Raw genomic sequence first — 24,391 nt, 5'->3', positions numbered from 1 at the left:
TAAATTTGTTTAAATCTGTTGGTTATGAGGTACCTATTAAACATGAGAAACTCAATATGATGGAGTTATATAAAGAAAGGATATACAGAAATGATTATATTAGAACGAGAACAAAGCTATGTAATGGTTACTCAGAATGATCATGCCAAAATTGCAGGGAAAATCGCCCAAAATTGTAAGAAGGATTATTTTTTTGAGCTTGAACGAACACCAGAAGTGCTACTGGCGATCAAAGAACATGATAGAGGATGGATAGAGTTAGATACTTCTCCAGTATGGAATGATAAAACAGATAAGCCCTACTCATTTATTGACTACCCGACTGAGCTTAAAATCCCTTTTTATAAAAAGGGACTGGATGAGGTTGAAAAAATGAGCAAGTATGCAGGCTTGTTATGTAGTTTACACTATTCCTCATTACTTCAGGACGCTACCCAATCCGTAGTTAAGGAGTTTTGGAATGAAGAAAAGCAAAGAAATAAGCGACTTTCAAAGGAACTGGGATTGAAGGAAAATGCGGATAAGAATGAAACCTTAATGTACCAATTGGATTTGCTAAAATTTAGTGATTATCTTTCTCTTTATATTAGTTTAAATGAACCTGGTGATAATAAAAGGAATCATCCCTTTTTTCAAAACGGATTTCCACAATTGTTTCTTTTTGTTACGGACAAACCCATCGTTGCTCATTGGGAAAATCTAGAAACCGTTTCACTTTCCTTCTCTCCTTTAAAGAATGAATTGGAAGTACAACTACCATACAAGGAAGTATTAAAAGATCAAATTGAAAAGAAAGGCATTCTAGAGGCATACAAGGACACAACTCTTTCCATAAGAAAGGTAACTTTTAAATAAAATAAAACAAGATTAGAAAGAAAGTAATATCACAATAATTCGGCATTTTGATTTTATTTTTATCTTCTTTTAGAAGCGTCCCCCTTAGTTAATTTTAGTTTTATTATTTTTTAGTATTTCCTTCAATGTTGAATGAATATTATTTAGAGCTATTAAAATAATACCCAACATAACGAAAGTAACAACTTCCCGGGTTATAAAAGATATAACTCCAAGAACTATAAAATACAAAGTATACAACCAGTTTTTCATTCTCTTCCCACCCTTCCCTAATAGTAAATAACAATTTATTGGTTGTATCACTAAGAAATGTTGCATGTTTCACTAGCATGCCCTGTAGCAATTTCTCTAAAAAAGTAAACTAGTTACAGCAATGCTTCTATCAAAAAAGTCCAATTTATCAGCCCTTACGAATACATAAAGAAGTTATATGAGCAAGATGGTGTTGACCATGCCAAGCATAAATGCCAATATTTTTTCCAATTGAAATTTCACCTGAATCTGGATGAACAAAGGTCTTCTCTAAATCCGTAAGGGTTAGGCTTTTTAATAGTTTAACCCATCTTATATGTAAGGCTTTAAGAAGAGATATGGAAGTCTCAACCGGCAGTTCGTAATCAGGAAGTTCTGCCCAATCACCTTCGTTATAAGGCTTGATTACTGGAGTTTCTTCTGTGATTGCTAATTTAAATCGAATATATGCATTCATATGGCTATCCGCAAGATGATGAACTACTTGACGAACTGTCCACCCTCCTAAACGATAAGCTGTATCCATTTGTTGGTCATTCAAGTCACTTACAGCAACTGCTAATAATTCAGGCAAATCTTCAATCTGCTTAATCAATTCCTCAATCTCATTCCTAGTAATTTTTCCATCAAATTCAAACTCACCTATCGGGTATCTTTCATTCATATTAAGCCCTCCTTTATTCAGTTTTTCTATCGCTTTACATCTCTTTTTTACTCAATTTTTCTGAAAAAAATCGAACATCTTGTTAAATGCTTTTTGTGCTGATTTTTCATGATATTTATGAGAAAATGGGTCACTAAACCCGTGGTGGCCGTTAAATTTATGTACCTTTATATTCTTTTCTTCTAAACGTTGGATTAACTCGTTCACAATAAACGATTTCTCTATTTCTGGAAAAAAAAGCAATGAAGGACATAAGGGTTCTATCTCTATATAGCTTCTTATACGAGAACCATAAAATCCGACAATTCCATCGACATCATTTTCCTCACTACACAACCAAGCAATCGTAGCCCCCACACTAAATCCAACTATATATACTTTCTCATATCTATCTTTCATGTCAGAGAATACACATTTGATTTTTTTAGAAGCATTTGTAAAACCTACGTTCTCCATAAAATGCTGATAAGCAACTTCCTCTTGAATGTATTCAAATGATGTTTCACGTTCGTATAAACTAGGACAAATGACATCAAAATCTTTTTCTGATAATGTACGACAAATATAATTCATATGCTGATTAATTCCGTAAATTTCATGAACTACAATAATTAAAGCATTTGATCTATTTTGTATGTAAATCTAATACATCTCCCTTCGAGACTAAAATTAGCTGTAGCATCTTTTACAAACTCTATTAAATATTTTAGTAGTAGTTCTCCTTAAACCAAACAAAATCTTTCTTCTTGCAGTAATCTTCTTAAGACTTTTTTCTATCCTACCAATATTATAGAATATTTGCGATAATATGAAATAATAGTTTAAGAGTAGGAGGTAAGAAAGTGCTTGAGATGTTTTTGTATAATTGGCAAATAAGGAATGATTGGTTTGAATGGTGTCTCGAATTATCTTTTGAAGAGCTAACAAAAAAACGTATAGGTGGGATGGGTAGTATTTTACATAATTTATACCATGTAATAGATTGTGAACAACTATGGATCAATCAAATGAATGGTACACCTGTTATAGAGAGTAATATTGACTTAATTACCAACCTTGAAGAAGTAATTAATTTTTCGAATGAAACAAAGCAAAATACTTATAATTTTATCCAAAAGTGGATTTCTAATCAGGACAAGTATTAAAAATTACTAGTAAAAAAGGTATTACTTATTCATTTTCTTACGATAAAATTTTGCAACATATCATTTCACACGAAACGCATCATATAGGACAATTATCTATTTGGTCTAGGGAAATCGGTATTAAACCTGTATCTAGCGATATATTATTTAGAGAACCAAACTATTGATATGGACCTCTTCTTTGACTCACTTTTTAAAGAAGAGGAATTACTAGATCTATATTTTCCTGTTTAACTTCTGTACAAAATCTGGTTTTGTTACATATTCCATATAATTTACAGTCCCATTAAAATCTAAATAAGCTTGGTAACGTGCAAGTATAGCTGGAGCAGTAATTAAATCTAACACTTTATTTTTTGCCACCCAGCCACTTTCTGTTGTTTCATCAGAAGTACAAAGTTCTCCGCCAGTTTGCTTGCACAAAAAATCTACTATCAATTTAGTAGCGACATCCGTTTTATTGTCATACCATTTATGAATACCAGTATTTGAATAAATACCAATCATGCGAGAAACAACTATATCTATTCCGCTTTCTTCTTTTATTTCTCTACATAAGGCATCCATTAGATTTTCGCCTATTTCCACTTGACCGCCAGGAAAAACCCATCCCCCATGAAGTGTTTTCACTAACAGAATATCTCTCTTTTCGTTCTCTACTATTCCCCCAACTGCTAATATATGTGTTGGCATTTTCATTTTAAATTCCTCCTAAAATTTAATATGCTGTAAAAAAACTGTAGACTAAAGCCTACAGTTTTGTTGATTTTTGTTTTTCAGTTTGATGTAGCAAACGCAACTTTTCTTTTAACTGTCGTTGATTCCATTCAATTGTGTCATCCGAAACAAATACAGCTTTTCTTCGTTTTGGAATGATTACTTGCCCACTCACTGCTCGCGTATAGCCCTCGATCATAGTGGCAACAGCTAATATAACGAGTGCGAAACAGATTGCTGGAGCAAGGGGCAGCCATGGAACACCTTGTAAATATCGAAACGAAGAACCAAATAGTCCAGCCCATTCATACGCAATCGATTTAGGTGGATCTCCAAACATCGGATCATAGCTCACATTTGTCCCCCCAATAAATAATTGAAGAAGTCCTAAATGTGTAAAAACAACTAATGTTTCAACCACTTGCTGACCATAAAGTACAAACAATTTTTCCCGCATCATTGGAAAGAGATGTCTCGTTATTATTCTTCGACGACTCGCTCCAAGTGTTCTTGCAGCTAAAATGTATTCCTGCTGATAAAGTAAATTCGCTTCATTCCCAATTAAAGCGGACACAATAGGCACGGTTATAATAGCCATTAACACAACTTGAATAACAATACGTTCCCATACCGTTGTTGAGAACCCTTCCATCGGCTCCCATAATACGGGAAACAACATGAGATAGGAAAATATGGTCATTGGCACATAATGTAGCGGATCAATAAAACTATTCAATAATGAACGTTTCTTTTGCCAATACGTACCTATGACAAAACCTAGGGGTACTGCAATAAACATACGGACTGCAGCAACTCCCATTGCAGCAATAATAGTATATTTTGCACCTAGCATAATTTTTGCAAACATATCATAACCGAACTGGTCTGTCCCAAAAGGATTAGCCCAACTAGGTGAAAGTGGGGCTGCTTCTACTAATTTACCTTTTTCGTATATAAAAAATGTTTGCTTAGGATCCGGTCCATTAATCCATTCGAATACAAAACTTCCTATTAAAAAGAATGCAAGAATGATAAATCCAAAAACAAAATAAGGTTGCTTCCAAACAGACTTCATAAGATAGCACCTCCCCGATTCAAACGGCGTAAAAAGTACCACTCACCAAAGCTGTACAGTATGAAAACAGGTAAAAAGAAACTGCAAACTGTAATTAAAAAAAGCTCGCCAGACATGTTTTGGCTCAAGTGAAACATAATACCTGGCATATTGAACATTCGTTCTAAAATAAATAAATTAGAAAGCATAAACCACATCGTCTTTTTCGATTGAAAAAATATACTAACAATTGCATTCCTAAATATATGTATAATTAAAATAATTAATTTACTAAAACCAAGCGACTTTGAAAGTTCTACATACATTTTACGTTCCTCTGCCTCAAATGTCAGCATGCTTAAGCGATACAGCTGTACCATCGGTAAAATCATCAAACAAAAAACAGGAAGCATATAAATCTTTTCTCCACCAGTGACGGCTATTTTAGAAAGAAAAATACCTGTATTTCTATGAATCATAATTACCGTTAACTGAACAAGCAAGATCACTAATATGTCTGGAAAGGATTCCAAAAAGAAAAAGATCGTTTTAATTCGCTGTCTTGTTCGTTCTTTAAACAGCATTGTTAGAATCGTAAATAATAGTGCTAAAAAAATTGCAACTACTAATGCCAAAAATAATATCTCTAAGGAATAGGTAATATACTCCCCTATATGTGGACCATAGTATTGATCCATAAAATTAGAAATTGGAAATAGTGCAAGTATATGTTGCGAATATTCCTTTCCCCTAAACTCCCCTTGTTGTATACCTGTGATCAATATAGGTAAGCCACTTATCAGTAAAATACCTATAAAAGCTACCGTCAATTGAAGCAACCATTTTGATAATTTCTTCACAAAAAATCCCCCTGCTGTCCGAAAACTAAGATGAAAATATCATAACATAGTAAAATATAAAAAAAAGAGAATTTTAAGTAATTTGAGACATTTCTCCATTTAATCCAATTTTCAGCCCTCTTAAATCGATTGGAACAAGCGAATATAAAAAAACAGGCTAATGATAGCCTGTTTTTTATGTCTATTAAAATAAACGGCTTAAATTCGCCATTTCAATTGCAGATACTGCCGCATCATAACCTTTGTTACCAGCTTTTGTACCAGAACGTTCAATAGCTTGCTCGATTGTTTCCGTTGTCACAATGCCGAACATAACTGGCACACCTGTTGTTAACCCCACACTTGCAATACCTTTTGCTGTTTCGTTACATACATAATCGTAATGTGTAGTAGAGCCTCGAATAACAGTTCCTAAGCCGATAATTGCGTCATATTTTTTTGTTTCCGCCATTTTTTTCGCTAAAAATGGTACTTCAAATGCTCCAGGTACCCATGCTACATCTACATTATCCAAAGAAACACCGTGACGTTTCAAGCCGTCCATTGCACCATCTAATAATTTACCATTGATAAACTCATTAAATCTACCAACTACAATACCTATTTTCAAATCTGTTCCGATTAATTGTGCTTCAAATATTTGTCCCATTCTTTATCTCTCCTAAATTTATAATTTTATAAGTTAATATTTCCTCTGAATTAAAGCTATTCTCCCATCACTAATTTTTCATGTGCATTTCGATAATTTACTAATGCTTCAATAGTGACAAATTTCAAACCATGAAGATTTGCTATTTCTTTTAATTCTGGTACTCTAGCCATTTCCCCATTTTCACTCATAATTTCGCAAATGACACCAGCGGGTGTAACTCCGCAAAGTTTTGCAAAATCAACAGCTGCTTCCGTATGACCCGGACGTTCAAGTACACCATTGTCTTTTGCTATTAGAGGGAACACATGACCAGGTCGACGGAAGTCAGAGCCTACCGACTCAGCATTCAAAAGTTGTAATATCGTTTCAGAACGTTCAAATGCACTAATACCGGTCTCTGTAGTTTTATAATCTATACTAACAGTAAAGGCTGTTTGATGGTTATCCGTATTATTTTCGACCATAGGAGATAAATTTAGATAATCAGCTAAATTCTTCGTAATAGGTGTGCATATTAATCCACGACCATACGTTGCCATAAAGTTAATATTTTCGGGTGTAGCGTAATCTGCCAATACTAGAAAGTCTCCTTCATTTTCTCGACTTTCGTCATCCACTACAATAATGACTTTACCTTTTTTTAAATCATCTATAGCTTCCTCAATTGTATGAAACATAGTAAAAGCCCCTTTATTAAAATCCATTTTGTCTTAAGAAATCCATCGTTATTGTTGAGTTCGTTGATTTCTCTTGTTTTTGATCTAATTGTTGAATAACATATTTCCCCAATAAATCATTTTCAATATTTACAATGTCTTGCTCTCTTTTAATACCTAAGATTGTCTCGCTAAATGTATGTGGAATAAGCGATACTGTTATTTGTGTGGGCTGCACTTCGAAAATAGTTAAACTAATTCCATCGATCGCTACCGAACCTTTTAGCATGCAATATTTACTGAGTTCTCTATCAATACCGATATCTACGTACACCGCATTTTCCAGTTTTCTTTTTCTTAAGATGACACCCGTTCCATCCGCATGACCAGAAACAAAATGTCCACCAAACCTTCCATTTGCCGCCATCGCTCTTTCTAAATTGACTACATGGCCAATTTGCAGTGAACGAATATTTGTTGACTTTACAGTTTCTGGCATTATTTCTACAGTGAAATGATTATTAGAATAAGCAATAACTGTTAAACAAACACCATTAACAGCAATACTGTCACCTAAATGAATGTCTTCAACTATTTTAGAAGATTCCAATGTTAACTTCATACTGTTCGCACCACTTTTAAGGGCCTTAACTTTACCTAAGTCTTCTATAATTCCAGTAAACAACATAAACACCTCTATTCAGAAATATTTTATTTAATTCAGAAAACCTCCTGTCTTGACAACAAAATTCTCTGATAAACAAAAGAAAACCCCTTAGAAATTAAGGGGTTTTGGGATTATGTAATTTAAGCAATACTTAATAAACCTATCTAAATCCAGAAAATTTAAAAGGCTTCTTGCTCTTACATCCTTCTCCCATCCAGACTTTAACTGTCGGCTTTGGATTCGCACCAAATCCTGCCTTAAAAAAGGCTCACGGGCTTAGAATTTCTTCATCACCGTCGATTGGGAATTTCACCCGACCCCGAAGGAATATAATATAAAGTTGTAATTGGTTTTTCATTTTTACAAAAAGAAAAACCCATAGAGAATCTCTACGGGGTCGTTAGAAAAGTTATTTTCATCAACAAATAAACCTATAGAAGAAGTTTTTCTCCATAAGTAAATAAAGTTGTTCAAACGTCCTTCTCCCATCCAGACTATACTGTCGGCTTTGGATTCGCACCAAATCCTGCCTTAAAAAGGCTCACGGGCTTAGAATTTCTTCATCACCGTCGATTGGGAATTTCACCCGACCCCGAAGGACTATTCATCTATGCAATTATAATACCACGTAAAGAATAATTATACACGTAAATTGTCTTTCCTATATTTGTTAATATATCAGATTGCTCAATCAGTCAAGTATACACAAGTGTATATTCTGTATTATATCTACTTTAATACCAGTAGAGAATTACTCTATAAGTTGTGTTTTAAGCAGTTTCTTATTGGTCTATTTTTTTAAATATTTAAAGAAGGGATATATTTTTTATTTAAAGAATAATATAAAAGGATTCTGTACATTTACTTCCACTTTACTTATGAGTATTAAAGAAATTAATAATAGCAACATTTTGTATCAGATCTTAGAAAGGAGACCTTATGAAAATGTATAAATCTATAATTTTAGAAAAGGTTTTTAATAAAACTATGGTTAATAAGCGCATTCATGAAGGAATTGTTTATATGGAAGATACAAGAGGTGAATTTTCTTGGTACAAAGGATATGGTGGTAAGGAATTAGATTCACCATTGCTTATGGCAAGCATAACAAAGCTTTTGACCACTGCTTGTATTTTAATTTTGAAAGAACAAGGAAAGCTATCTTTGAAGAATAAAATATCTGAATTTATTGACCAAGAACATTTAAGCGGACTGCATATTTACAAGTCAAAGGAATATTCATTTGACTTACTTTTATACGACTTGTTGTTTCAAATTAGCGGATTACCTGATAAATTTGAAGAGAAGAAGAGTTCGACTAAAAGAAAAGTTATTAATCAAGATTTCAGCTTTTCTTTTCATGAACTTTTAAATTGGACAAAAGAACTTAAACCACATTTCATTCCGCGTACTAATGGAAAAGCCTATTATTCTGATCTCAACTTTGATTTACTTGGTGAAATTATTGAAAAGGTAAATGGAACGACACTAGCAGAAGCCTACCAGCAATTAATTTTTATTCCACTAGAGCTTAAGAATACTTATCTTCCACAAAGTGAAAATGATTTTATACCACATATTTACTACAAGGATAAAGTATTGAACCGCCCTATGTTTATTTGTAGTTGTCGTGCGAGTGGCGGTGCTGTTACTACTGCTAGAGAAATGATGATATTTATTAAAGCATTTTTTGGCGGTAAGTTGTTTAATAAAATTGTATTTAATGAACTAGCTAATTATAACAAGCTTCAAATCACAATGGGACCGATTAGCTATGGGGGAGGATATATGAGAATTACTCTTGGTGGATTATTAATGCCGTTTATGGAAAAGGGAGAATTACTGGGTCACTCCGGCTCATCTGGTTCCTTTGCATTTTACTATCCCCAGAAGGACATTTTTTTCGTCGGGGATGTTAATCAATTTGCTAACCCTAGTCTGCCGATTCGTCTTTCTATAAAGTTAGCAATGGGAGTAAAGTAAGATATTTCACGCACTGATATGCTTAAAAACCAATAAACTGTAGAAAACTCACAAGAATGTGAGTGGTTTCTACAGTTATTATTATGCTAAACGATTTTTAGCTTTATTAATTTGTATTTTAACTTGCTCAAATCCAGTTCCACCTATTGAATTTCTTCTTTTTACGGCCGCTAATGGTGATAAGACATCGTAAATATCAGACTCGATTAGATTGCTTGCTTCTTGTAAATCTTCTAGTGGAAGATCCAATAAGAAATAGTCTCGTTGGATACATAGGAAAACCAACTTTCCTGTCACCTCATGTGCTTCTCTGAATGGAAGCCCTTTTGAAGCAAGATAATCAGCAAGTTCTGTTGCGTTAGAAAAATCTTTATGAACAGTGTCGTGAAGTCGCTCTGTATGAACTGTCATTGTTCGAACCATACCTTCAAAAATTTTCAACGATCCAACAATTGTATGAACTGTATCGAACATACCTTCCTTATCTTCTTGCATGTCTTTGTTATAAGCAAGGGGTAATCCTTTAATTACGGTCAGCAAGCCCATAAGATTTCCATACACACGACCTGTTTTTCCACGAATTAATTCGGCCATATCTGGATTTTTCTTTTGAGGCATAATACTAGAACCGGTAGAGAACGAATCATCAAGTTCAATAAAATTGAATTCTGAACTAGACCATAGAATAATTTCTTCGGCAAATCTTGATAGGTGTGCCATTAGCATCGAGGAGTTACTAAGGAATTCCACGATAAAATCTCGGTCACTTACGGCATCCATACTGTTAGCATATACATTTGAAAAGCCTAAATAATCAGCGGCCAATTTTCGGTCGATTGGAAAGGTAGTACCTGCTAGTGCACCTGCTCCTAGCGGAGAGATATCGATACGTTTAATCGAGTCATGAAAACGATCTTTATCGCGTTCTAGCATCCAGAAATAAGCCATTAAATGATGTGCAAACGAAATTGGTTGCGCTCGTTGTAAATGGGTGTAACCTGGTGCAAGAGTCTCCACATGTTTTTCTGCTTGTTCCACCAGTGTTTTTTGGAAGAGGTCAATTAACTCAATGACTTCACTTACTCTATTTTTCAGGAATAGATGCATATCAGTAGCTACTTGATCGTTACGACTACGGCCAGTGTGTAGCTTACCACCAACTGGACCAATTAGATCAATTAGCATTTTTTCTAAGTTTAAATGAATATCTTCATTTGCAACAGAAAACTCTAACTCGTTTTCTGCTGCACGTTTTTTTAACTCTTCTAGACCAACCAATATTTGTTGGACATCTTTAGAAGGAAGGATTTTGCAATCTCCAAGCATTTTAACATGCGCGATACTGCCATCTAAGTCTTCCATTACTAGTGTTTGGTCAAAGCCAATGGAAGCACCAAATTCATCTACCCATTGCTCGGCAGATTTTTGGAATCTTCCGCCCCACAATTTGGTCATGATTGCACCTTCTCTGCTCCCTTATTCACCATAGCGTGAACTTTAGTTGGAAGACCCCAAAGTTCGATAAATCCAACTGCAGAAGCATGGTTAAATTCATCATCTTTTGTATATGTTGCAAGCTTTTCATTGTATAGAGAGTTTGGAGATTTACGCCCTTCGACAATTGCATGGCCTTTGAAAAGCTTCACGCGAACTGTACCATTTACATATACTTGTGTTTCTTTTAAGAAAGCCTCAAGAGCAGTTCTTAGTGGAGAAAACCAAAGACCTTCATAAATAAGCTCAGTTAATTTTTTCTCCATTACTGGTTTAAAGTGTGCCAATTCTTTTACTAGAGTAATATCTTCTAGCTCTTTATGGGCAAGTAATAGAGTGTGAGCTCCTGGAATTTCATATACTTCACGTGATTTAATCCCAACTAATCGGTTTTCTACATGATCAATACGTCCAACACCATGTTTACCAGCTAAATCATTTAATTTTAAGATTAACTCAAATAATTTATATTCCACACCATCAAGCGCTACTGGGACGCCATTTTTAAAATCGATTTCAATAATATCCGGAGTATCAGGAGCATCTTCTAATGCAACGGTTAAATCATATGCATCTACTGGAGGTGCTGCCCACGGATCTTCTAGAATTCCACATTCATTTGAACGCCCCCAAAGGTTTTGGTCAATAGAAAATGGACTGTCTAAGTTAATAGGAATAGGAATATTTTTCGTCTTTGCATATTCAATTTCTTCCTCACGACTCCAGCTCCATTCACGAACTGGTGCAATTACCTCTAAACTTGGATTCAAAGCTTTAATCGAAACCTCGAAACGTACTTGGTCATTCCCTTTACCTGTACAGCCGTGAGCTACTGCAGTTGCACCTGTTTGTTCTGCAATTTCTACTAATTTTTTCGAAATTAACGGACGCGATAAAGCAGAAACAAGTGGGTATTTATTTTCATACCATGTATGAGCTTGAAGTGCTATCAGAGCGTATTCATTTGCAAATTCTTCTCTTGCATCGATCATATAGCTCTCGATAGCTCCAACTTGTAGGGCTTTGTTTTTAACAAACTCTAAATCTTTTCCTTCACCAACATCTAGACAAACAGCAACAACATCATATCCTTCATCCTTTAACCATGTGATTGCTACAGATGTGTCCAAACCACCTGAATAAGCTAAAACGACTTTTTTATTCATTTTATATTCCTCCATGTATGTTTATACGTTTTTTTAGTATTAATATACATAATGTAACATGCTTAATGTATAAATACAACTAATATTTTATGATTATGAGGAATATATTTCATTTTTTTATTTTACTAGAGTATCTTCTATTGTAGGTTTCTCTACTTTATTCTTGATCATATATCAAATAAAAGTATATATGATTTCTGTTGTATTAAGCTGTCTTTCAATTTCGTCAATTGTATTCTTTATAACTTCTACCTGTGTATGCTAAATAAACTTTTGGATAGCATCTTTATTACCTTCATTTGTAATAGAGCGGTTATTTCATCTCAAAGTGAATACCCTAGGTTTAGGAAATGATAGTATTTTGTATACCCCTAACTTTCCCCTCCAACTGGATATATTAAAATTTAAAAGCACATGATTTGATTACCAGAGAAGAAACAAAGATAATAATATGAAAGGAGTGTGTTAGAATGAGTCATTTATTTTCACCTATAAAACTAAAAGGGCTTGAAATAAAAAATAGAGTTGTAATGCCACCAATGTGTCAATATTCCGTTGAAGCTAAGGACGGCATTCCAAATGATTGGCATTTTGTTCACTATGTTTCTAGAGCTGTCGGTGGGTCAGGTTTAATAATAGTTGAAATGACTGATGTGGAGCCTGATGGAAGAATTACGGACAATGATTTAGGACTGTGGTCTGATGAACAGATTCCTGCTTATGAAAGACTTGTCTCAGAAGTACATAAATATGGCTCGAAAATAGGTATTCAAATTGCTCATGCTGGCAGAAAAGCAACAGACGCCAAAGAACCTGTTAGTTCATCCGATATTCCAGTAGATAGTAACTGGAAAAAACCGAGAGCTCTTTCAACTGATGAAGTGAAAGAAATGGTCAATAAGTTTAAAGATGCAGCAAAACGAGCAATTGTAGCCGGTTTCGATACAATTGAAATTCATGGGGCACATGGTTACCTAATTCATCAATTCCATTCACCTGCTATTAACAATAGATCAGATGATTATGGAAAAGATTTATCTAAATTTGGCGTAGAAGTTATTCAAGCAATTCGAAGTGTTATGCCTGATGGAATGCCGTTAATCATGAGAATTTCTGCTGTTGAATATATGGATAATGGATATGGTCTACAACATTCTCTAGAACTTGCTAAAAAATATAAAGAAGCTGGTGTTGATGTTTTCCACGTTTCAAGTGGAGGTGAGGCACCACCTGGTAAAGTAAAACCTGCAAATACACCAGGCTATCAAGTTCCATTTGCTCGTGCATTTAAACAAGCACTGGATTTACCAGTCATTGCTGTAGGTATATTAGAAGATGTTAATCTAGCGGAAAAAGTTATCGAAGAAGGCGATGCAGAATTAGTAGCCATAGGCCGTGGAATGTTGAAGGACCCTTATTGGGCACTTCACGCAGAAGAGTCAATCACAGGGAAAGTCGAGCCTCCTACACCTTATAAAAGAGGTTTTTAAATTGGCTATCTTATAGAACAGAATTAGAACCTCCCTTTGCATATACATAGTGGAGGTTCTTTCATTTTCATCTTATTTTTTTCTCATTAAGTTGCTGCCATTAACATCTGTTGAAAATCCCCACTTCTCATAATAGGAAACTAATCGATCAGGACAATAAAGTTCGACTCTATCAACATCTCGTACAAGTGGATGGCTTAAAATAGAATCCATCAAAATCTTGCCAATACCACTATTTCTGTATTCTTCTTTTGCAATTACATCGAATATAAAAGCTCGGTAAACAGTATCTGTAATAACTCTTGCAAAACCAACCAATTCATCCGTTTCTTCATGAAGAAGCCCAATAACTACATTACTATTTTCTAGCATTTTTTTTATATCTATAGCTTGTCTATTTTTCGTCCACCATTCATTTTTAAACAAAGCTAGTAAATGATTAAGCTGGTTTTCATTTAATTTTTCAATCACTTTATATGTCATCTTTATTCTTCTCCCGACTCTACTTAAATTAATTAATAAAAGAATTCCATAGGTTCTTTACAAAGTTTATATCCATTCCTTTCGTAGTAATTTCTGCTGGCATCACTTGGCCATACGATAATGAATTCATATTTATTTTGTTTAACCCATTCATGTATTGTCTTCATCAATTTACTTCCGATTCCTTTGCTTCTGTATTCTTTAATCGTATATACATTCGTCATATAAGCAAATGGAAAAGTGATTCTTCCGGGACGAGGTACTTTTTGAATTAGTTCGATGTAAATATGGGATACGATTTTTTCGTCCTCCTCAGCGACCCAAATAAACCAATTCCCACTATTCATCGCATTTTCTAAAAATGTTTGACACTCCAATTTAAACGAATCCATCTCGTTTTCACCGAAAGATTTCGTTTCATAATCTTCAATTGTAAAATCCCATCTCATTTGTATTAATTGGTCAAAGTCTTTTCTCTCTGCAAGTCTTATGTTCATAAGTAAACTCCTTCCACTAACCACACTATTATGCATTCGTAACTATATAATCTATTAACCATGTACCTTCAACGTTGATAAATTCAAAATATATGGTACTATGCCCTTCCAAAAAATATTTAGCGAATCCTATAGTCATCTTGTCATCCTCTAAATCATAAAATCGATACTCTAAGTTTTCTAAATTATGTACAGTTTTATCGGTAAGTTCGAGCCTATAGTTTTGTTGATCAAATAAAATAGAACTGTCTTGTTCATCAATTTGAACATTTGATGAAGCGATGGAGGAAATATATATAAAATCTTTTTTCTCCATAGCTGTTAAAAGTTTAAATGTTAAATTCATTGTCGTCCTTAAAGAATCTCTCTCTTCATCAAGAATCTTTTGCATTTCCGTTACTTGATCTTTCAACTGCTTCTTTTCTATTTCAAGCTGAGCTATTTGCGATTGCAAATCTTTTTCTATTCCATTAACTTCATTAACTTTAGTAGAATCATCCTTACATCCTGATAACAACAGTAAAAAAAGGAGAAGGATAACTAATTTATTCATCCATTTATACCTCCTGTAACAATTTTCCTATCCTCTCTTTAATAATATGTTCTTAACATAAAAGGACTCTACTAATTTTATTGACATGCCCTTTTTATATTAAGCACTTACTGTTTTTGAAAAATATACCTGTATTTCATAATATTCTTCATCAAGATAACTTAATCCTTCATCTAAAACATGTAAAACAATTACAAATTAAAAAAAGCACTTCTATACTATAAGAAGATGCTTCATTCATGGAGTTCCTTCTTTTATTTAAGAACTTAATTCACTAAGTGATTTGTGCAATTATAAAGAGAACAATTCCATTCGTTTTTCATGTGTGTCAGTAAAGTAATCGATGCATTTTCAATATAAGTTGTTGTAAATTTCTCAGGAAGTAAATGTTGTAATGTGAGACCAATTAACGCACCATGACTTACAACTAAAATATGCTTATTTTTATATGTAGTCACTAATTCATCTAAAAATAACGACCCTCGAACAGAAACTTCTTCAAATTTCTCCATTCCGAGCTCCTGTTCTCTCCAATTGTTCCCCCATTTTTTTATCCTTTCTTCTTCCGTAGTTCCTTCGATATCTCCACAGTTAATTTCACGAATTCTTTCGTCAAAAATGCATGTAAGAGCATCTAATTTGCGAGAAATAATTTGAGCAGTTTCCTTAGCACGAAGTAAATCACTTGATACAATTATGTCCCATTTGCCTTCCATAGATAGTCTATCTGCTAGTGCATATGCTTGGTTTTCACCGGATAAATTTAAAGGGATATCAGTTATTCCATGGGCTTTTCCTAATACATTCCATTCTGTCATTCCATGCCTAATTAGTGCAACAGTAGTCAAATTAATCGTCTCCTTTAATTAGACTATACGTCCCAATTTTTTCATCACTTGTTCTAGTGATTCTTGTTTCATGGAATTCAAATGATAATCATGATTATTAAATGGTAGATTACTAGTCACATCATTTGGAACTATCACACATCTTATTCCTGCTTTTTTTGCTGCAGTTAATCCATTTAATGAGTCTTCAAAAGCAATAGTCTCTGTCGGTAACAGCTCACAGTCCTTTAAGGTTTTTACATATAACTCAGGATGGGGCTTAACTTTGTTGACATCATCTCTTGTATTAATCACATCAAAATATTGTATAATACCTAGTTGTTCTAAATAAGTAGTTACCCATTGTTTGGATGAACTTGAAGCTAAGCCAATTATTAAGTTGTGGCTTTTTGCTTCCTCCAAATATTCTTTCACACCTTCTCTAAGAACTGGTTCTTGCATTTTATTTGTATATATTAATAATGCATCGTTTTCTATTTGCTCACAGTCTACTGTATTTCCAACCAGCTCACGAAAATGTTTATATAAAACTTCATTACCAGTCCCTATACAATTAGCGTACCCTGGTAGCCCTAATTCAACAGAATGACTATTAAACAAAGCTTCTTTAAAAGCCTCATACCAGACTGTCTCTGTATCTACAATTAAACCATCAAAATCAAATATAATCCCTCTGAACATTTACATAACCTCTCTTCACTTCAATATAATTCTTATAAATTTTTTAATCCAATTCTTTCGTTTAAGTATGCCTTAAACATATAGAAAGCACTAGCAGTAAAAAGTTGATTAATTTCACCATTTGTAATCATAGAGTGCATATGATTGATGTCGACTAACTCCACATCTATAAACTCAGTGGTGTCTAGCTCTTGACCAAATGCTTTATATGTATCTTCTAATAAAAACGTCACTACTTTATTCGTTTGAGTAGCTGGATTCACATAAAACTCTCCAATTAAAATAGGCTTTTTATCCGTAATATAGCCTGTCTCTTCTCGTACTTCCCTTACTATAGCTTGCTCATATTTTTCCTCCCCCTCTGGTTTACCTGCAGGAATTTCTAAGAAGAAGTCTTCAGCAGCATACCTATATTGCTTAACAAGAATAATCTTATTCTCTTTTGTAAGAACGATGGCATTGACCCAATCCGCATATTCATTCACGTAATAATTGTTTATGATTTGCCCATCAGGTAATTCACATTGATCCGCTCGTAAATTTCCAAATTCTGTTTTATATACATATTGTGATTTTAACTTTTTCCATTTTTTCATGATAATCTCCTTGAAACCTGTATTTTATTCTTTCATCTTATCGTTCTACCTATTGCTCTGTTTTCTTCTCGCCTCATGAAATGTATACGTTTATACGGGAAAATTGTTTCATTTACATTTCAGATTTCCAAAATTTTCACTTCTTCGACTTTTATACATATAACTTATGACAAATTTGTGAACTTTCATTATTTTTCCACAATACGACAAATTTTTTAATTTGGATATTATACAATGTACTAGTTGCTTCCCTACATACTAGAAAAACTCGTCAAGAAATGAAGCGAAATATACTTTATGGAGGAAGAATTGTGAAAACTTTGTTGAAAGGTAATACATTATTAGTTCAGATTGAGATGAAAAGGAAAGTTATGTACAATATGGCTAAGAAGTTCGGATATAGCCATCCACTTGTCGTCTCCTGTAGTCAAGAACTAGACGTGTTACTCAATAAGTATTTTGAAAAAGTGTCTTAAAAACATATATACTATTTTAAAGACAGACGCTCATGTGTAATGTTTAGCAAGCGCACATCCATGGTCTACTTTATAAGTTGCTTATACACAATAATCAGTGCTTTAAAAATCATTTATTAAAACTGATCCGTACTTATTTTGAAATACGGATCAGTTTTGTCATTACTTACTGATAAACGTAGCTTTAGATTCAAAAATTATAAACCAGGAAATGATAGTTGTACTATCTCATGCATAAACATGATCTGGGTTTTCTGATTTCACAAACGCTTTACTTATTCTGTTCATGATTAATCCAAAGGTCATTGCATCTTTGAAGTTCATGTCTACAAGCATAGATCGAATAAAATGCAAAAAAGCCTACCATCCCATAAAGAGACGATAGGCTTTCCCTAACGAACGTGATCACTCTTCTTAACCTATGAAATAATAAGCCCACTTCTAATTTCTTGCTTACTGAAGTCAGCCGTTTAAACTTACATGTCAGTCTAACCATTGTCCAGAAGACTACTCGTAAGCACATTGATTAGTGAATAATTTTTTCTAAATCGGCCCAGTTCTTCAACCTAGGTAGTTCCACCTGTTGGTTATAAGACTGGTCCATTATATACACTTTGGAAGCTACCCCACTTAGGGTTTCCAATACAGCTGGTTTATCATCAAAATAAAAGTCTAGTTCAAGTTCTTGAATTGTTGCTATTTTTTCTGCATCTTGCATTCCACAATAAAAATGCCCATCTTCCACTGGAAAACCTTTAGCTTTCATCCATTCTCGTGTTTGCAGACAGTATTTTTTGGGGCGTGAAGTAATATAAAAAATTTCATGTCCATCTTTTTTTAGTTGCTGTAATGTTTCTAGAGCTCCTTCATAGGCAGGACAATCAGTAAAATAAATTTCTTCCAATAAGTTATTCCACATAGTATTTCCTGCTTCTTTTTCCATCCCAAACGCTTCATGTATTTCCACAGTTTTCAATGCTTGAAATACATCCAAAGCTATATTTTGATTCAATTTTTTGTTATATAAATGAAAGGCATGCTCTCTTAGATTAATTAATGTATCGTCAATATCAAAACCAAACTTCACGAATATCCTCCTAAATTAAGCCAAAACGACAAATTGTGAGGCAAATGATTGTTCTTTCTCAATTTGAATCGCTTGAATCTTTTCAACTTCTTTTTTTCTTTGCGTAGCACAACTTGTAAAATCAAGCTGAGATATATAATTTTCATCAATGAGAGATGCGAGTAAATCAGCATCTTTTAATGCACTATTTAAACCAAATGCACCGGTTGGTGTCATCGTGTGAACAGCGTCACCGATCAACACTACGCCTTCTTTACCCCAATTCTCACTTTTACTACTATACACATCTAATAAGACGAAGTCCTGCCAAGATTGAATATGCTGATGAACAGTTTCCTTAAGCTGCGGAAATGCCAGAATAAGCTGTTCAATAAAAGGAGTAAATGGTTGTTTTCTAAGTGAAGAAAAAGAACCTTCCTCAATATTCCACCCAATTTGTATATATCCCTGCGCTTGAGTAAAGAGAGAAAGTTGTTTGTCACCAATAAGTGCCATTTTTATCGACGGCTCCCAGCTAGTTGGAGCAGGTATTTTAGCCCAAAGCAAATCATATCCATGTTTACGAAGAGTTGCATCAATTCCCGCTTTTTTTCTCACGGTTGAGTATCGGCCATCTGCTCCAACTACTAATTGACTCTCTATGATAACTTCTTCCCCATCTTTTGTTGCTTTGACACCACAAAAAATTCCTGAATCATCTTTTAATAGCTCCAGTACTTTAGTATTCATCATACAGTTAAAAGCTGGATATTGCTGTGCAGCCTGTAATAAAACAGTTAAAAGATGACTTTGAGGAACATGAATACCAAGATGTCCCACTTGTGGGTCTGGTAGTATTGTTTTAAATGGTTTTCCATCATGCCAATACTCTAGCTTTTCCATTCGAAGTAATCCTAATTGTTCCACTGCATCAAAAAGACCGTGTTCTTTTAAAATTGCTTCGCCTTCTTCATTTAAATGTTCACCTCGAAATGCTTTTCCAACTTCGTGTGATCTTTCCAAAAGCACTACCGAAACATTTTTCTTCGCCAGTAAATAGGCAAGCAGCGCACCTCCAGGACCTGCCCCAACTATACAAACATCTACTTTATAATTCACTTCTGATCAACACCCTGATTTGGATACGCAGTAATCCTAATATCTTCCCCAAAGATTTGCACTTCATCAAAAGATAAAAGGTTTGCCGCATTCATTGAATCTATATTACTTCCCGCAAAGGGTGTTAGCGAATTTCTTCCGCCTAACACTTTTGGCGCTATATAAACAAAGTATTTATCGATTAAACCTGCTCTTAAAAAAGAAGCATTAACCTCGCCTCCTCCTTCTACGAGCACGTCCGTAATTCCTCTTTCAAAAAGCTTTTTTAACATCTCCAGAATGTTCAATCCTTTGTCATCTTTTGATACAAAAATGAAGGAAACACCTTTTTCTTTATACGGTTTTACTGTTTCTAAATCTACACTATTGGATGTTACAATAATTGTATCAGCCTCATCAGTTTGTAAAACATGTGCATCTAATGGCGTTCTTAATTGACTGTCTAAAACGATACGGATTGGGTTTTTTCCTTGGCCCTCCGGTAATCTAGTTGTTAATGAAGGATTATCTACCAACACAGTTCCAACCCCAACCAAAATAGCATCTACTTCATCGCGGAGCTTGTGTACATCTGCTCTTGCTTCCTCACCAGTAATCCATTTCGAATGACCTGTATGGGTAGCAAGCTTACCGTCTAACGTCATTGCAAATTTTGAAATGACAAAGGGACGTTGTGTAATCATGTTATGAATGAATCGCTCATTAAGTTTTTTTGCCTCTTCTTCTAGTACACCGACTTCTACTTCAATTCCAGCATCACGCAAAAGCTTTATACCTCTACCAGCAACTTCTGGGTTTGGATCCTGCATTGCAACAACTACACGACTTACATCTGATTCCTTTACAAGGTTTGCACAGGGTGGAGTCTTTCCAAAATGAGAGCAAGGCTCTAACGTTACATAAAGTGTGGCTCCTTTTGAATGCTCACCAGCCATATTAAATGCATGTACTTCCGCATGCGGCTCCCCTGCTTTACGATGTAATCCTGTTCCGACTATGACACCATTCTTCACAATCACAGCTCCGACAATTGGATTTGGGTTCGTATTACCTTTTGCACTTGCAGCTAAATTAAGTGCTAGGCGCATATAATCTTGATCGGTATTCATCGCCATGCACTCCTTAACTATTTATAGTAGATTCTTTGATATGACCTGATTTTTGGACTTTTGTTTCCAAATAAAAACGATTTGTATCTGTCATTCCACCCCATAAAGGTACATGATGATCTGCTAATAACCCGTGAGCTTTTAGTGCGTCAAGCTTCTTAGGATTGTTCGTAATAAGCGTAACTGGCTTTTCTCTTAAAGCTTCTAATACTCGAATAGCCTCTTCATAGGAACGAGTATCATCCTCAAACCCTAAAGCTTGATTTGCTTCCACTGTGTCATACCCATTCTCTTGTAAAAGGTAAGCCAAAGATTTAGAAAAAAGACCAATCCCACGTCCTTCGTGATCCGCCAAATAAAATATCGCCCCACAACCATGTTCTACGATCATCTTCATTGATTCATGTAACTGGTATCCACAATCACAACGCTGGCTTCCAAAAATGTCTCCTGTATGACAAATGCTATGCATACGAATGAGTACATCGTCTTCATTTGCAAAATCACCATACACTAATGCAGAAGATTGCTGACCAAAAGCTAACCGGGAGTTTGTAATGGAAGCAATAACTTCTTCCTTCGACTCCATCGCATCTACTTTTAGCCAAGAGTACCAATTAAAAGTTGCAGAAAAATCACCTTGTTTAATAGGTAATTTAACAGGACCAACTAAACATAAATTCTCTTGGTCCGAAATTTTTATCATATCCATTTTATCTTGCAAAACATTTAAAGTATCATTTAATATCGTCATTTCGATCTCACCATTCTTATAGATTAAACATAAGTACATGCTTTACAGTACTGTCTGTTTCATATTTGTCTTTATAAATTTTTTCTAACTACACTTACCTATCGTAACCTAGTATATAATTACAAGTAACGAGAGTCAAATATTAACTATCATATGCCAAATACGAACAAATTAAAAGGCGCTTCGAATAAAGGGATTCGAAACACCAATGTTCATCCTTTCATAACCTATTTACCCTTTTTTTAGAATGCTTTGTTTGCCATAGCAATCTGTATAACAAATGGAAAGCACATTCTTTGCAGAGTAACTCAATACTAATGTTTCATCTATTATTGTCGTTTTCATCGTTAATTTGTTTTTTTCCTGTCTAATAGGAATAAGCCCAAACTTATAAACCACACCGTAATCTTTTGGAACTGAAAGGAATAAGCCTTTTTCTTGTGTGATGTGCAATGACAAATGGCCATTATCGCTTTGATAGGTACCGCATATGAAATCCATATTAAATATGTTTATTTGGTTTAATAGTTGAGCAAGTTCAATTGGTTGTTCAAAAATTTTCTTAGCAATATCTCTTGTCAGCTTTTTAACAGGAACAATATTCATATTGGATAAAAAAATAATCATGAGGTCTTCTTCAAAACAGAGTATTTCATTTACATAACCACTTATATCACCAAAATGAAAGTAGCAATCTCTTTCTGCTACTTGTTTTCTAAACCAACCACAAGCATAGGAGTCCTGATAAGCAGTTAGCATGATTTTAGTGGCTTCCTCACTTATTAATGTAGAAAATCTAATAGCTCTATCCCATATTAGTAGATCACCTGTTGTTGAATAAAGACCATAAGCGCCTAAGGGAAAAGAAAGATCTGCATATGGGGCGTGAACTGGCTTACCATTGTATGAATATCCCGCTGCAAGGTTTGGTACGATTTCTATTCCATTATCACAGCCAGTATTATACATTCCAAGTGGATTCAATATGTTTTCCTTTAAATATTCAGCATACTTAACTCCAGTAACTTCTTCAATAATTGCGGTTAATAACAAATAGCCTGAATTGCTATAATCAAATTGTGAGCCAGGCTCGAATTCTAACGGCTCATTTTTAAAAGAATTAATTATCTCCTCTAAACTGGAAGAAAGGCGCATCGTATTACTCCAAAAATCAGGATAACTTGTGAAATTCGTTATCCCTGCTGTATGTGTTAAGCATTGATAAACAGTGATTTTGTCTCCATTTGGGAAATATGGCAAGTAATTATTTATTGTATTATGTATATTAATCCTGTTTTCCTCATGTAATTGGAAAATAGCCAATGCAGTAAAACTTTTAGTAATAGAACCAATTCTAAATTTGGTTTCAGATGTATTAACTATATCATGTTCAAAGTTTGCCATCCCATACCCATTGTTTAATAACATTTCTCCTTTATATGCAACCAACAATGATCCATGGAGATAATTATTCTGCATGTAAGCTTTTTCCCAATCCTTCAAAAGCTGTTGTAAATAATCTGTCATCATCAGAATTCCTCCAAAAACCTTCTAGCATTATAAGGAATAATCATAAATTGATTGAAAGCATTCTTCAATACTTTATTTATTCTGACTTAAACTTTTTATTAGGTTTTCCATGATTTCTATATTGTTAAAATATAAAATTGTAATTGCGATCATCATGAAAATAGAAATAACACACATAATTATAAAAATCCCTTTAGATTTCTGCACATAGTTAAAAGCAAGAGAAAGTAGCAATAGTGGAAAAATGATTAATAATATTATGCATATTGTCTTAAATTCTTTCAAAACCGATTTTAACAACACGATTGTTAATTCATTTGCTTCCGTAACCTCTACAGTAAATTCATTACGCAAGATGCCGTTTTCTGAAATCGTAACCTTTCCGTTACCATCTTCTTGTAAAGAATAACCGAAAGGAAAAAACATAAAAAGGATGATAATTATAAATATACCTGATATAGCAGCTACAAGAGCCTTTTTTGGTACTAACCCATTTCGTTTAATCACCAGCTATCTCCTTTCCTTTTAGCAGTTGTTGTATACATCCACTCTATGAGTAAAATAGAATTCATATTAATTTTTCATTTGTTATATTTTTTAGAATTTTTACTTTTATTACAATTATATTAAATAGAACCATTCCTACACAACTAGACAAATTTCGCAATTTATCTATCGTACAATTGGACAAGTTGCTTCATTACTCGTAAAAAATTACCCTCTTGGTGGAAGCTAAATATAAAATATTATTTGGAGGAAGAATAGTGAAAAGTAAATTGGATAAGAAGGCTTTAATGGTTCGAATCGATATTAAGCGGAAAGACATGTATAGAAAAGCAAAAAAATTAGGATTATCGCATCCCCTTGTTGTATCCGTTAGCCAAGAGCTAGATCAACTACTTAATAGATATCAAGAAAAATATAATAATCAGAATTTAAATTCATTAAAAAACCGATTAGTCTCCTAATAAGGGAACTAATCGGTTTCAATATGTATTTTAAAATTTTTTTCTTTCAATATAAA

The 24,391-nt window shown here is 34.0% G+C and carries 29 protein-coding genes, 1 pseudogene and 2 riboswitches; of the genes and pseudogenes, 7 read left to right on the top strand and 23 right to left on the bottom strand.

Annotated elements, in window-relative coordinates; all coding sequences use genetic code 11:
* Positions 1 to 90 precede the first annotated feature (90 nt).
* Entirely contained in the window at positions 91 to 855 is a 765-nt protein-coding gene (locus AM499_RS03975) for a DUF3891 family protein (RefSeq protein ID WP_053588987.1), read from the top strand.
* A 400-nt stretch (positions 856 to 1,255) separates the two neighbouring features.
* Here AM499_RS03975 and AM499_RS03970 read toward each other — a convergent pair whose 3' ends face one another.
* Complete coding sequence (locus tag AM499_RS03970; RefSeq protein ID WP_053588986.1) at positions 1,256 to 1,771, bottom strand: YfiT family bacillithiol transferase; 516 nt, start codon at positions 1,769 to 1,771, stop codon at positions 1,256 to 1,258.
* Positions 1,772 to 1,822: 51 nt separating this feature from the next.
* Positions 1,823 to 2,413, bottom strand: a complete 591-nt coding sequence (locus AM499_RS03965; protein WP_053588985.1) for a dienelactone hydrolase family protein — start codon at positions 2,411 to 2,413, stop codon at positions 1,823 to 1,825.
* A 209-nt stretch (positions 2,414 to 2,622) separates the two neighbouring features.
* Between AM499_RS03965 and AM499_RS22195 the strand changes: the two genes are divergently transcribed.
* Together AM499_RS22195 and AM499_RS22190 are read left to right on the top strand one after the other, a co-directional pair.
* On the top strand, positions 2,623 to 2,916 hold the full coding sequence (locus AM499_RS22195) for a DinB family protein (protein ID WP_269432442.1): 294 nt from the start codon (positions 2,623 to 2,625) through the stop codon (positions 2,914 to 2,916).
* Positions 2,917 to 2,918: 2 nt separating this feature from the next.
* Positions 2,919 to 3,083 carry a DinB family protein gene (locus AM499_RS22190; RefSeq protein ID WP_082355162.1) on the top strand — a complete coding sequence of 55 codons (165 nt, stop codon included), beginning with the start codon at positions 2,919 to 2,921 and terminating at the stop codon, positions 3,081 to 3,083.
* Between the two features lie 49 nt (positions 3,084 to 3,132).
* Here the strand turns inward: AM499_RS22190 and AM499_RS03955 are convergent, their stop codons facing one another.
* The 6 genes and pseudogenes from AM499_RS03955 to ribE all read right to left on the bottom strand — a co-directional run bounded on the left by AM499_RS03955 (position 3,133) and on the right by ribE (position 7,540).
* Positions 3,133 to 3,615, bottom strand: a complete 483-nt coding sequence (locus AM499_RS03955) for an NUDIX hydrolase (RefSeq protein WP_053588983.1) — start codon at positions 3,613 to 3,615, stop codon at positions 3,133 to 3,135.
* A 52-nt stretch (positions 3,616 to 3,667) separates the two neighbouring features.
* Positions 3,668 to 4,708, bottom strand: coding sequence for an ABC transporter permease (locus tag AM499_RS03950; protein ID WP_053588982.1), 1,041 nt, complete (start codon positions 4,706 to 4,708; stop codon positions 3,668 to 3,670).
* Positions 4,705 to 5,547 (bottom strand): ABC transporter permease subunit, encoded by an 843-nt coding sequence (locus AM499_RS03945; protein WP_053588981.1) that lies wholly within the window; start codon positions 5,545 to 5,547, stop codon positions 4,705 to 4,707. The genes AM499_RS03950 and AM499_RS03945 overlap by 4 nt, the downstream gene beginning before the upstream one ends.
* Positions 5,548 to 5,731: 184 nt before the next feature.
* Positions 5,732 to 6,196 carry a 6,7-dimethyl-8-ribityllumazine synthase gene (gene ribH, locus AM499_RS03940; RefSeq protein WP_053588980.1) on the bottom strand — a complete coding sequence of 155 codons (465 nt, stop codon included), beginning with the start codon at positions 6,194 to 6,196 and terminating at the stop codon, positions 5,732 to 5,734.
* Between the two features lie 59 nt (positions 6,197 to 6,255).
* Positions 6,256 to 6,876 (bottom strand): annotated as a pseudogene (gene ribB, locus AM499_RS03935) (3,4-dihydroxy-2-butanone-4-phosphate synthase); the annotation flags it as partial.
* Positions 6,877 to 6,892: 16 nt separating this feature from the next.
* A complete protein-coding gene (gene ribE, locus AM499_RS03930; protein ID WP_053592089.1) occupies positions 6,893 to 7,540 on the bottom strand; it encodes a riboflavin synthase in 648 nt (215 codons plus the stop codon).
* 180 nt (positions 7,541 to 7,720) lie between these two features.
* Positions 7,721 to 7,853: riboswitch (FMN riboswitch) on the bottom strand.
* Positions 7,854 to 7,995: 142 nt separating this feature from the next.
* A riboswitch (FMN riboswitch) is annotated at positions 7,996 to 8,126 on the bottom strand.
* Positions 8,127 to 8,467: 341 nt separating this feature from the next.
* Here ribE and AM499_RS03925 point away from each other — a divergent pair.
* The gene (locus tag AM499_RS03925) at positions 8,468 to 9,505 is read left to right on the top strand and encodes a serine hydrolase domain-containing protein (protein WP_231687522.1); all 1,038 of its coding nucleotides are present in this window, start codon (positions 8,468 to 8,470) and stop codon (positions 9,503 to 9,505) included.
* 81 nt (positions 9,506 to 9,586) lie between these two features.
* Here AM499_RS03925 and argH read toward each other — a convergent pair whose 3' ends face one another.
* Both argH and AM499_RS03915 read right to left on the bottom strand, forming a co-directional pair.
* The gene (argH, locus tag AM499_RS03920) at positions 9,587 to 10,960 is read right to left on the bottom strand and encodes an argininosuccinate lyase (protein WP_053588978.1); all 1,374 of its coding nucleotides are present in this window, start codon (positions 10,958 to 10,960) and stop codon (positions 9,587 to 9,589) included.
* Complete coding sequence (locus AM499_RS03915; RefSeq protein ID WP_053588977.1) at positions 10,957 to 12,165, bottom strand: argininosuccinate synthase; 1,209 nt, start codon at positions 12,163 to 12,165, stop codon at positions 10,957 to 10,959. The genes argH and AM499_RS03915 overlap by 4 nt, the downstream gene beginning before the upstream one ends.
* A gap of 470 nt (positions 12,166 to 12,635) precedes the next feature.
* Between AM499_RS03915 and AM499_RS03910 the strand changes: the two genes are divergently transcribed.
* A complete protein-coding gene (locus AM499_RS03910) occupies positions 12,636 to 13,655 on the top strand; it encodes an NADH:flavin oxidoreductase/NADH oxidase (protein ID WP_053588976.1) in 1,020 nt (339 codons plus the stop codon).
* 72 nt (positions 13,656 to 13,727) lie between these two features.
* Here the strand turns inward: AM499_RS03910 and AM499_RS03905 are convergent, their stop codons facing one another.
* From AM499_RS03905 to AM499_RS03880, 6 genes are all read right to left on the bottom strand, one after another.
* Positions 13,728 to 14,138 (bottom strand): GNAT family N-acetyltransferase, encoded by a 411-nt coding sequence (locus AM499_RS03905; RefSeq protein ID WP_053588975.1) that lies wholly within the window; start codon positions 14,136 to 14,138, stop codon positions 13,728 to 13,730.
* A 32-nt stretch (positions 14,139 to 14,170) separates the two neighbouring features.
* The gene (locus AM499_RS03900) at positions 14,171 to 14,635 is read right to left on the bottom strand and encodes a GNAT family N-acetyltransferase (protein ID WP_053588974.1); all 465 of its coding nucleotides are present in this window, start codon (positions 14,633 to 14,635) and stop codon (positions 14,171 to 14,173) included.
* A gap of 28 nt (positions 14,636 to 14,663) precedes the next feature.
* On the bottom strand, positions 14,664 to 15,188 hold the full coding sequence (locus AM499_RS03895) for a hypothetical protein (protein WP_053588973.1): 525 nt from the start codon (positions 15,186 to 15,188) through the stop codon (positions 14,664 to 14,666).
* A gap of 266 nt (positions 15,189 to 15,454) precedes the next feature.
* Positions 15,455 to 16,036, bottom strand: coding sequence for a histidine phosphatase family protein (locus tag AM499_RS03890; protein WP_053588972.1), 582 nt, complete (start codon positions 16,034 to 16,036; stop codon positions 15,455 to 15,457).
* 18 nt (positions 16,037 to 16,054) lie between these two features.
* On the bottom strand, positions 16,055 to 16,717 hold the full coding sequence (locus AM499_RS03885; protein WP_053588971.1) for an HAD family hydrolase: 663 nt from the start codon (positions 16,715 to 16,717) through the stop codon (positions 16,055 to 16,057).
* Positions 16,718 to 16,749: 32 nt separating this feature from the next.
* Positions 16,750 to 17,313: an NUDIX hydrolase gene (locus AM499_RS03880; protein WP_053588970.1), complete on the bottom strand. Its 564-nt coding sequence runs from the start codon at positions 17,311 to 17,313 to the stop codon at positions 16,750 to 16,752.
* 311 nt (positions 17,314 to 17,624) lie between these two features.
* On the opposite strand from AM499_RS03880, the gene AM499_RS21945 reads away from it, so the two are divergent.
* On the top strand, positions 17,625 to 17,789 hold the full coding sequence (locus AM499_RS21945) for an aspartyl-phosphate phosphatase Spo0E family protein (protein ID WP_256363929.1): 165 nt from the start codon (positions 17,625 to 17,627) through the stop codon (positions 17,787 to 17,789).
* A gap of 228 nt (positions 17,790 to 18,017) precedes the next feature.
* On the opposite strand, the gene AM499_RS22185 is transcribed toward AM499_RS21945, so the two are convergent.
* The 7 genes from AM499_RS22185 to AM499_RS03845 all read right to left on the bottom strand — a co-directional run bounded on the left by AM499_RS22185 (position 18,018) and on the right by AM499_RS03845 (position 23,874).
* Positions 18,018 to 18,143 (bottom strand): hypothetical protein, encoded by a 126-nt coding sequence (locus tag AM499_RS22185; RefSeq protein WP_269432393.1) that lies wholly within the window; start codon positions 18,141 to 18,143, stop codon positions 18,018 to 18,020.
* Positions 18,144 to 18,315: 172 nt separating this feature from the next.
* Entirely contained in the window at positions 18,316 to 18,876 is a 561-nt protein-coding gene (locus AM499_RS03870; protein ID WP_053588968.1) for a 5' nucleotidase, NT5C type, read from the bottom strand.
* A 15-nt stretch (positions 18,877 to 18,891) separates the two neighbouring features.
* Positions 18,892 to 19,974 carry an FAD-dependent monooxygenase gene (locus AM499_RS03865; protein ID WP_053588967.1) on the bottom strand — a complete coding sequence of 361 codons (1,083 nt, stop codon included), beginning with the start codon at positions 19,972 to 19,974 and terminating at the stop codon, positions 18,892 to 18,894.
* Positions 19,971 to 21,083, bottom strand: a complete 1,113-nt coding sequence (gene ribD / locus AM499_RS03860; protein ID WP_053588966.1) for a bifunctional diaminohydroxyphosphoribosylaminopyrimidine deaminase/5-amino-6-(5-phosphoribosylamino)uracil reductase RibD — start codon at positions 21,081 to 21,083, stop codon at positions 19,971 to 19,973. Before ribD ends, AM499_RS03865 begins: the two co-directional genes overlap by 4 nt.
* Before the next feature lie 13 nt (positions 21,084 to 21,096).
* Positions 21,097 to 21,837 (bottom strand): GTP cyclohydrolase II, encoded by a 741-nt coding sequence (locus AM499_RS03855; protein WP_053588965.1) that lies wholly within the window; start codon positions 21,835 to 21,837, stop codon positions 21,097 to 21,099.
* Positions 21,838 to 22,068: 231 nt separating this feature from the next.
* On the bottom strand, positions 22,069 to 23,367 hold the full coding sequence (locus AM499_RS03850; protein WP_231687521.1) for a serine hydrolase domain-containing protein: 1,299 nt from the start codon (positions 23,365 to 23,367) through the stop codon (positions 22,069 to 22,071).
* Positions 23,368 to 23,439: 72 nt separating this feature from the next.
* On the bottom strand, positions 23,440 to 23,874 hold the full coding sequence (locus AM499_RS03845; RefSeq protein WP_053588964.1) for a hypothetical protein: 435 nt from the start codon (positions 23,872 to 23,874) through the stop codon (positions 23,440 to 23,442).
* Positions 23,875 to 24,131: 257 nt separating this feature from the next.
* Between AM499_RS03845 and AM499_RS03840 the strand changes: the two genes are divergently transcribed.
* The gene (locus AM499_RS03840) at positions 24,132 to 24,335 is read left to right on the top strand and encodes an aspartyl-phosphate phosphatase Spo0E family protein (protein WP_053588963.1); all 204 of its coding nucleotides are present in this window, start codon (positions 24,132 to 24,134) and stop codon (positions 24,333 to 24,335) included.
* Positions 24,336 to 24,391: the final 56 nt, after the last annotated feature.

It is taken from the genome of Bacillus sp. FJAT-22090 (assembly GCF_001278755.1).
In the GTDB taxonomy this organism is placed as follows: domain Bacteria; phylum Bacillota; class Bacilli; order Bacillales_A; family Planococcaceae; genus Psychrobacillus.
The sequence above is the reverse complement of the archived record's forward strand: the minus strand, read 5'-3'. Positions and strand labels throughout refer to the sequence as shown.

Coding starts and splice junctions, on each gene's coding strand:
- AM499_RS03975 (WP_053588987.1), top strand. CDS start 91: ATGATTATATTAGAACGAGAACAAAGCTATGTAATGGTTACTCAGAAT.
- AM499_RS03970 (WP_053588986.1), bottom strand. CDS start 1,771: ATGAATGAAAGATACCCGATAGGTGAGTTTGAATTTGATGGAAAAATT.
- AM499_RS22195 (WP_269432442.1), top strand. CDS start 2,623: ATGTTTTTGTATAATTGGCAAATAAGGAATGATTGGTTTGAATGGTGT.
- AM499_RS03955 (WP_053588983.1), bottom strand. CDS start 3,615: ATGAAAATGCCAACACATATATTAGCAGTTGGGGGAATAGTAGAGAAC.
- AM499_RS03950 (WP_053588982.1), bottom strand. CDS start 4,708: ATGAAGTCTGTTTGGAAGCAACCTTATTTTGTTTTTGGATTTATCATT.
- ribH (WP_053588980.1), bottom strand. CDS start 6,196: ATGGGACAAATATTTGAAGCACAATTAATCGGAACAGATTTGAAAATA.
- AM499_RS03925 (WP_231687522.1), top strand. CDS start 8,468: ATGTATAAATCTATAATTTTAGAAAAGGTTTTTAATAAAACTATGGTT.
- argH (WP_053588978.1), bottom strand. CDS start 10,960: ATGACCAAATTGTGGGGCGGAAGATTCCAAAAATCTGCCGAGCAATGG.
- AM499_RS03915 (WP_053588977.1), bottom strand. CDS start 12,165: ATGAATAAAAAAGTCGTTTTAGCTTATTCAGGTGGTTTGGACACATCT.
- AM499_RS03910 (WP_053588976.1), top strand. CDS start 12,636: ATGAGTCATTTATTTTCACCTATAAAACTAAAAGGGCTTGAAATAAAA.
- AM499_RS03905 (WP_053588975.1), bottom strand. CDS start 14,138: ATGACATATAAAGTGATTGAAAAATTAAATGAAAACCAGCTTAATCAT.
- AM499_RS03900 (WP_053588974.1), bottom strand. CDS start 14,635: ATGAACATAAGACTTGCAGAGAGAAAAGACTTTGACCAATTAATACAA.
- AM499_RS03895 (WP_053588973.1), bottom strand. CDS start 15,188: ATGAATAAATTAGTTATCCTTCTCCTTTTTTTACTGTTGTTATCAGGA.
- AM499_RS03885 (WP_053588971.1), bottom strand. CDS start 16,717: ATGTTCAGAGGGATTATATTTGATTTTGATGGTTTAATTGTAGATACA.
- AM499_RS03880 (WP_053588970.1), bottom strand. CDS start 17,313: ATGAAAAAATGGAAAAAGTTAAAATCACAATATGTATATAAAACAGAA.
- ribD (WP_053588966.1), bottom strand. CDS start 21,083: ATGAATACCGATCAAGATTATATGCGCCTAGCACTTAATTTAGCTGCA.
- AM499_RS03855 (WP_053588965.1), bottom strand. CDS start 21,837: ATGACGATATTAAATGATACTTTAAATGTTTTGCAAGATAAAATGGAT.
- AM499_RS03850 (WP_231687521.1), bottom strand. CDS start 23,367: ATGATGACAGATTATTTACAACAGCTTTTGAAGGATTGGGAAAAAGCT.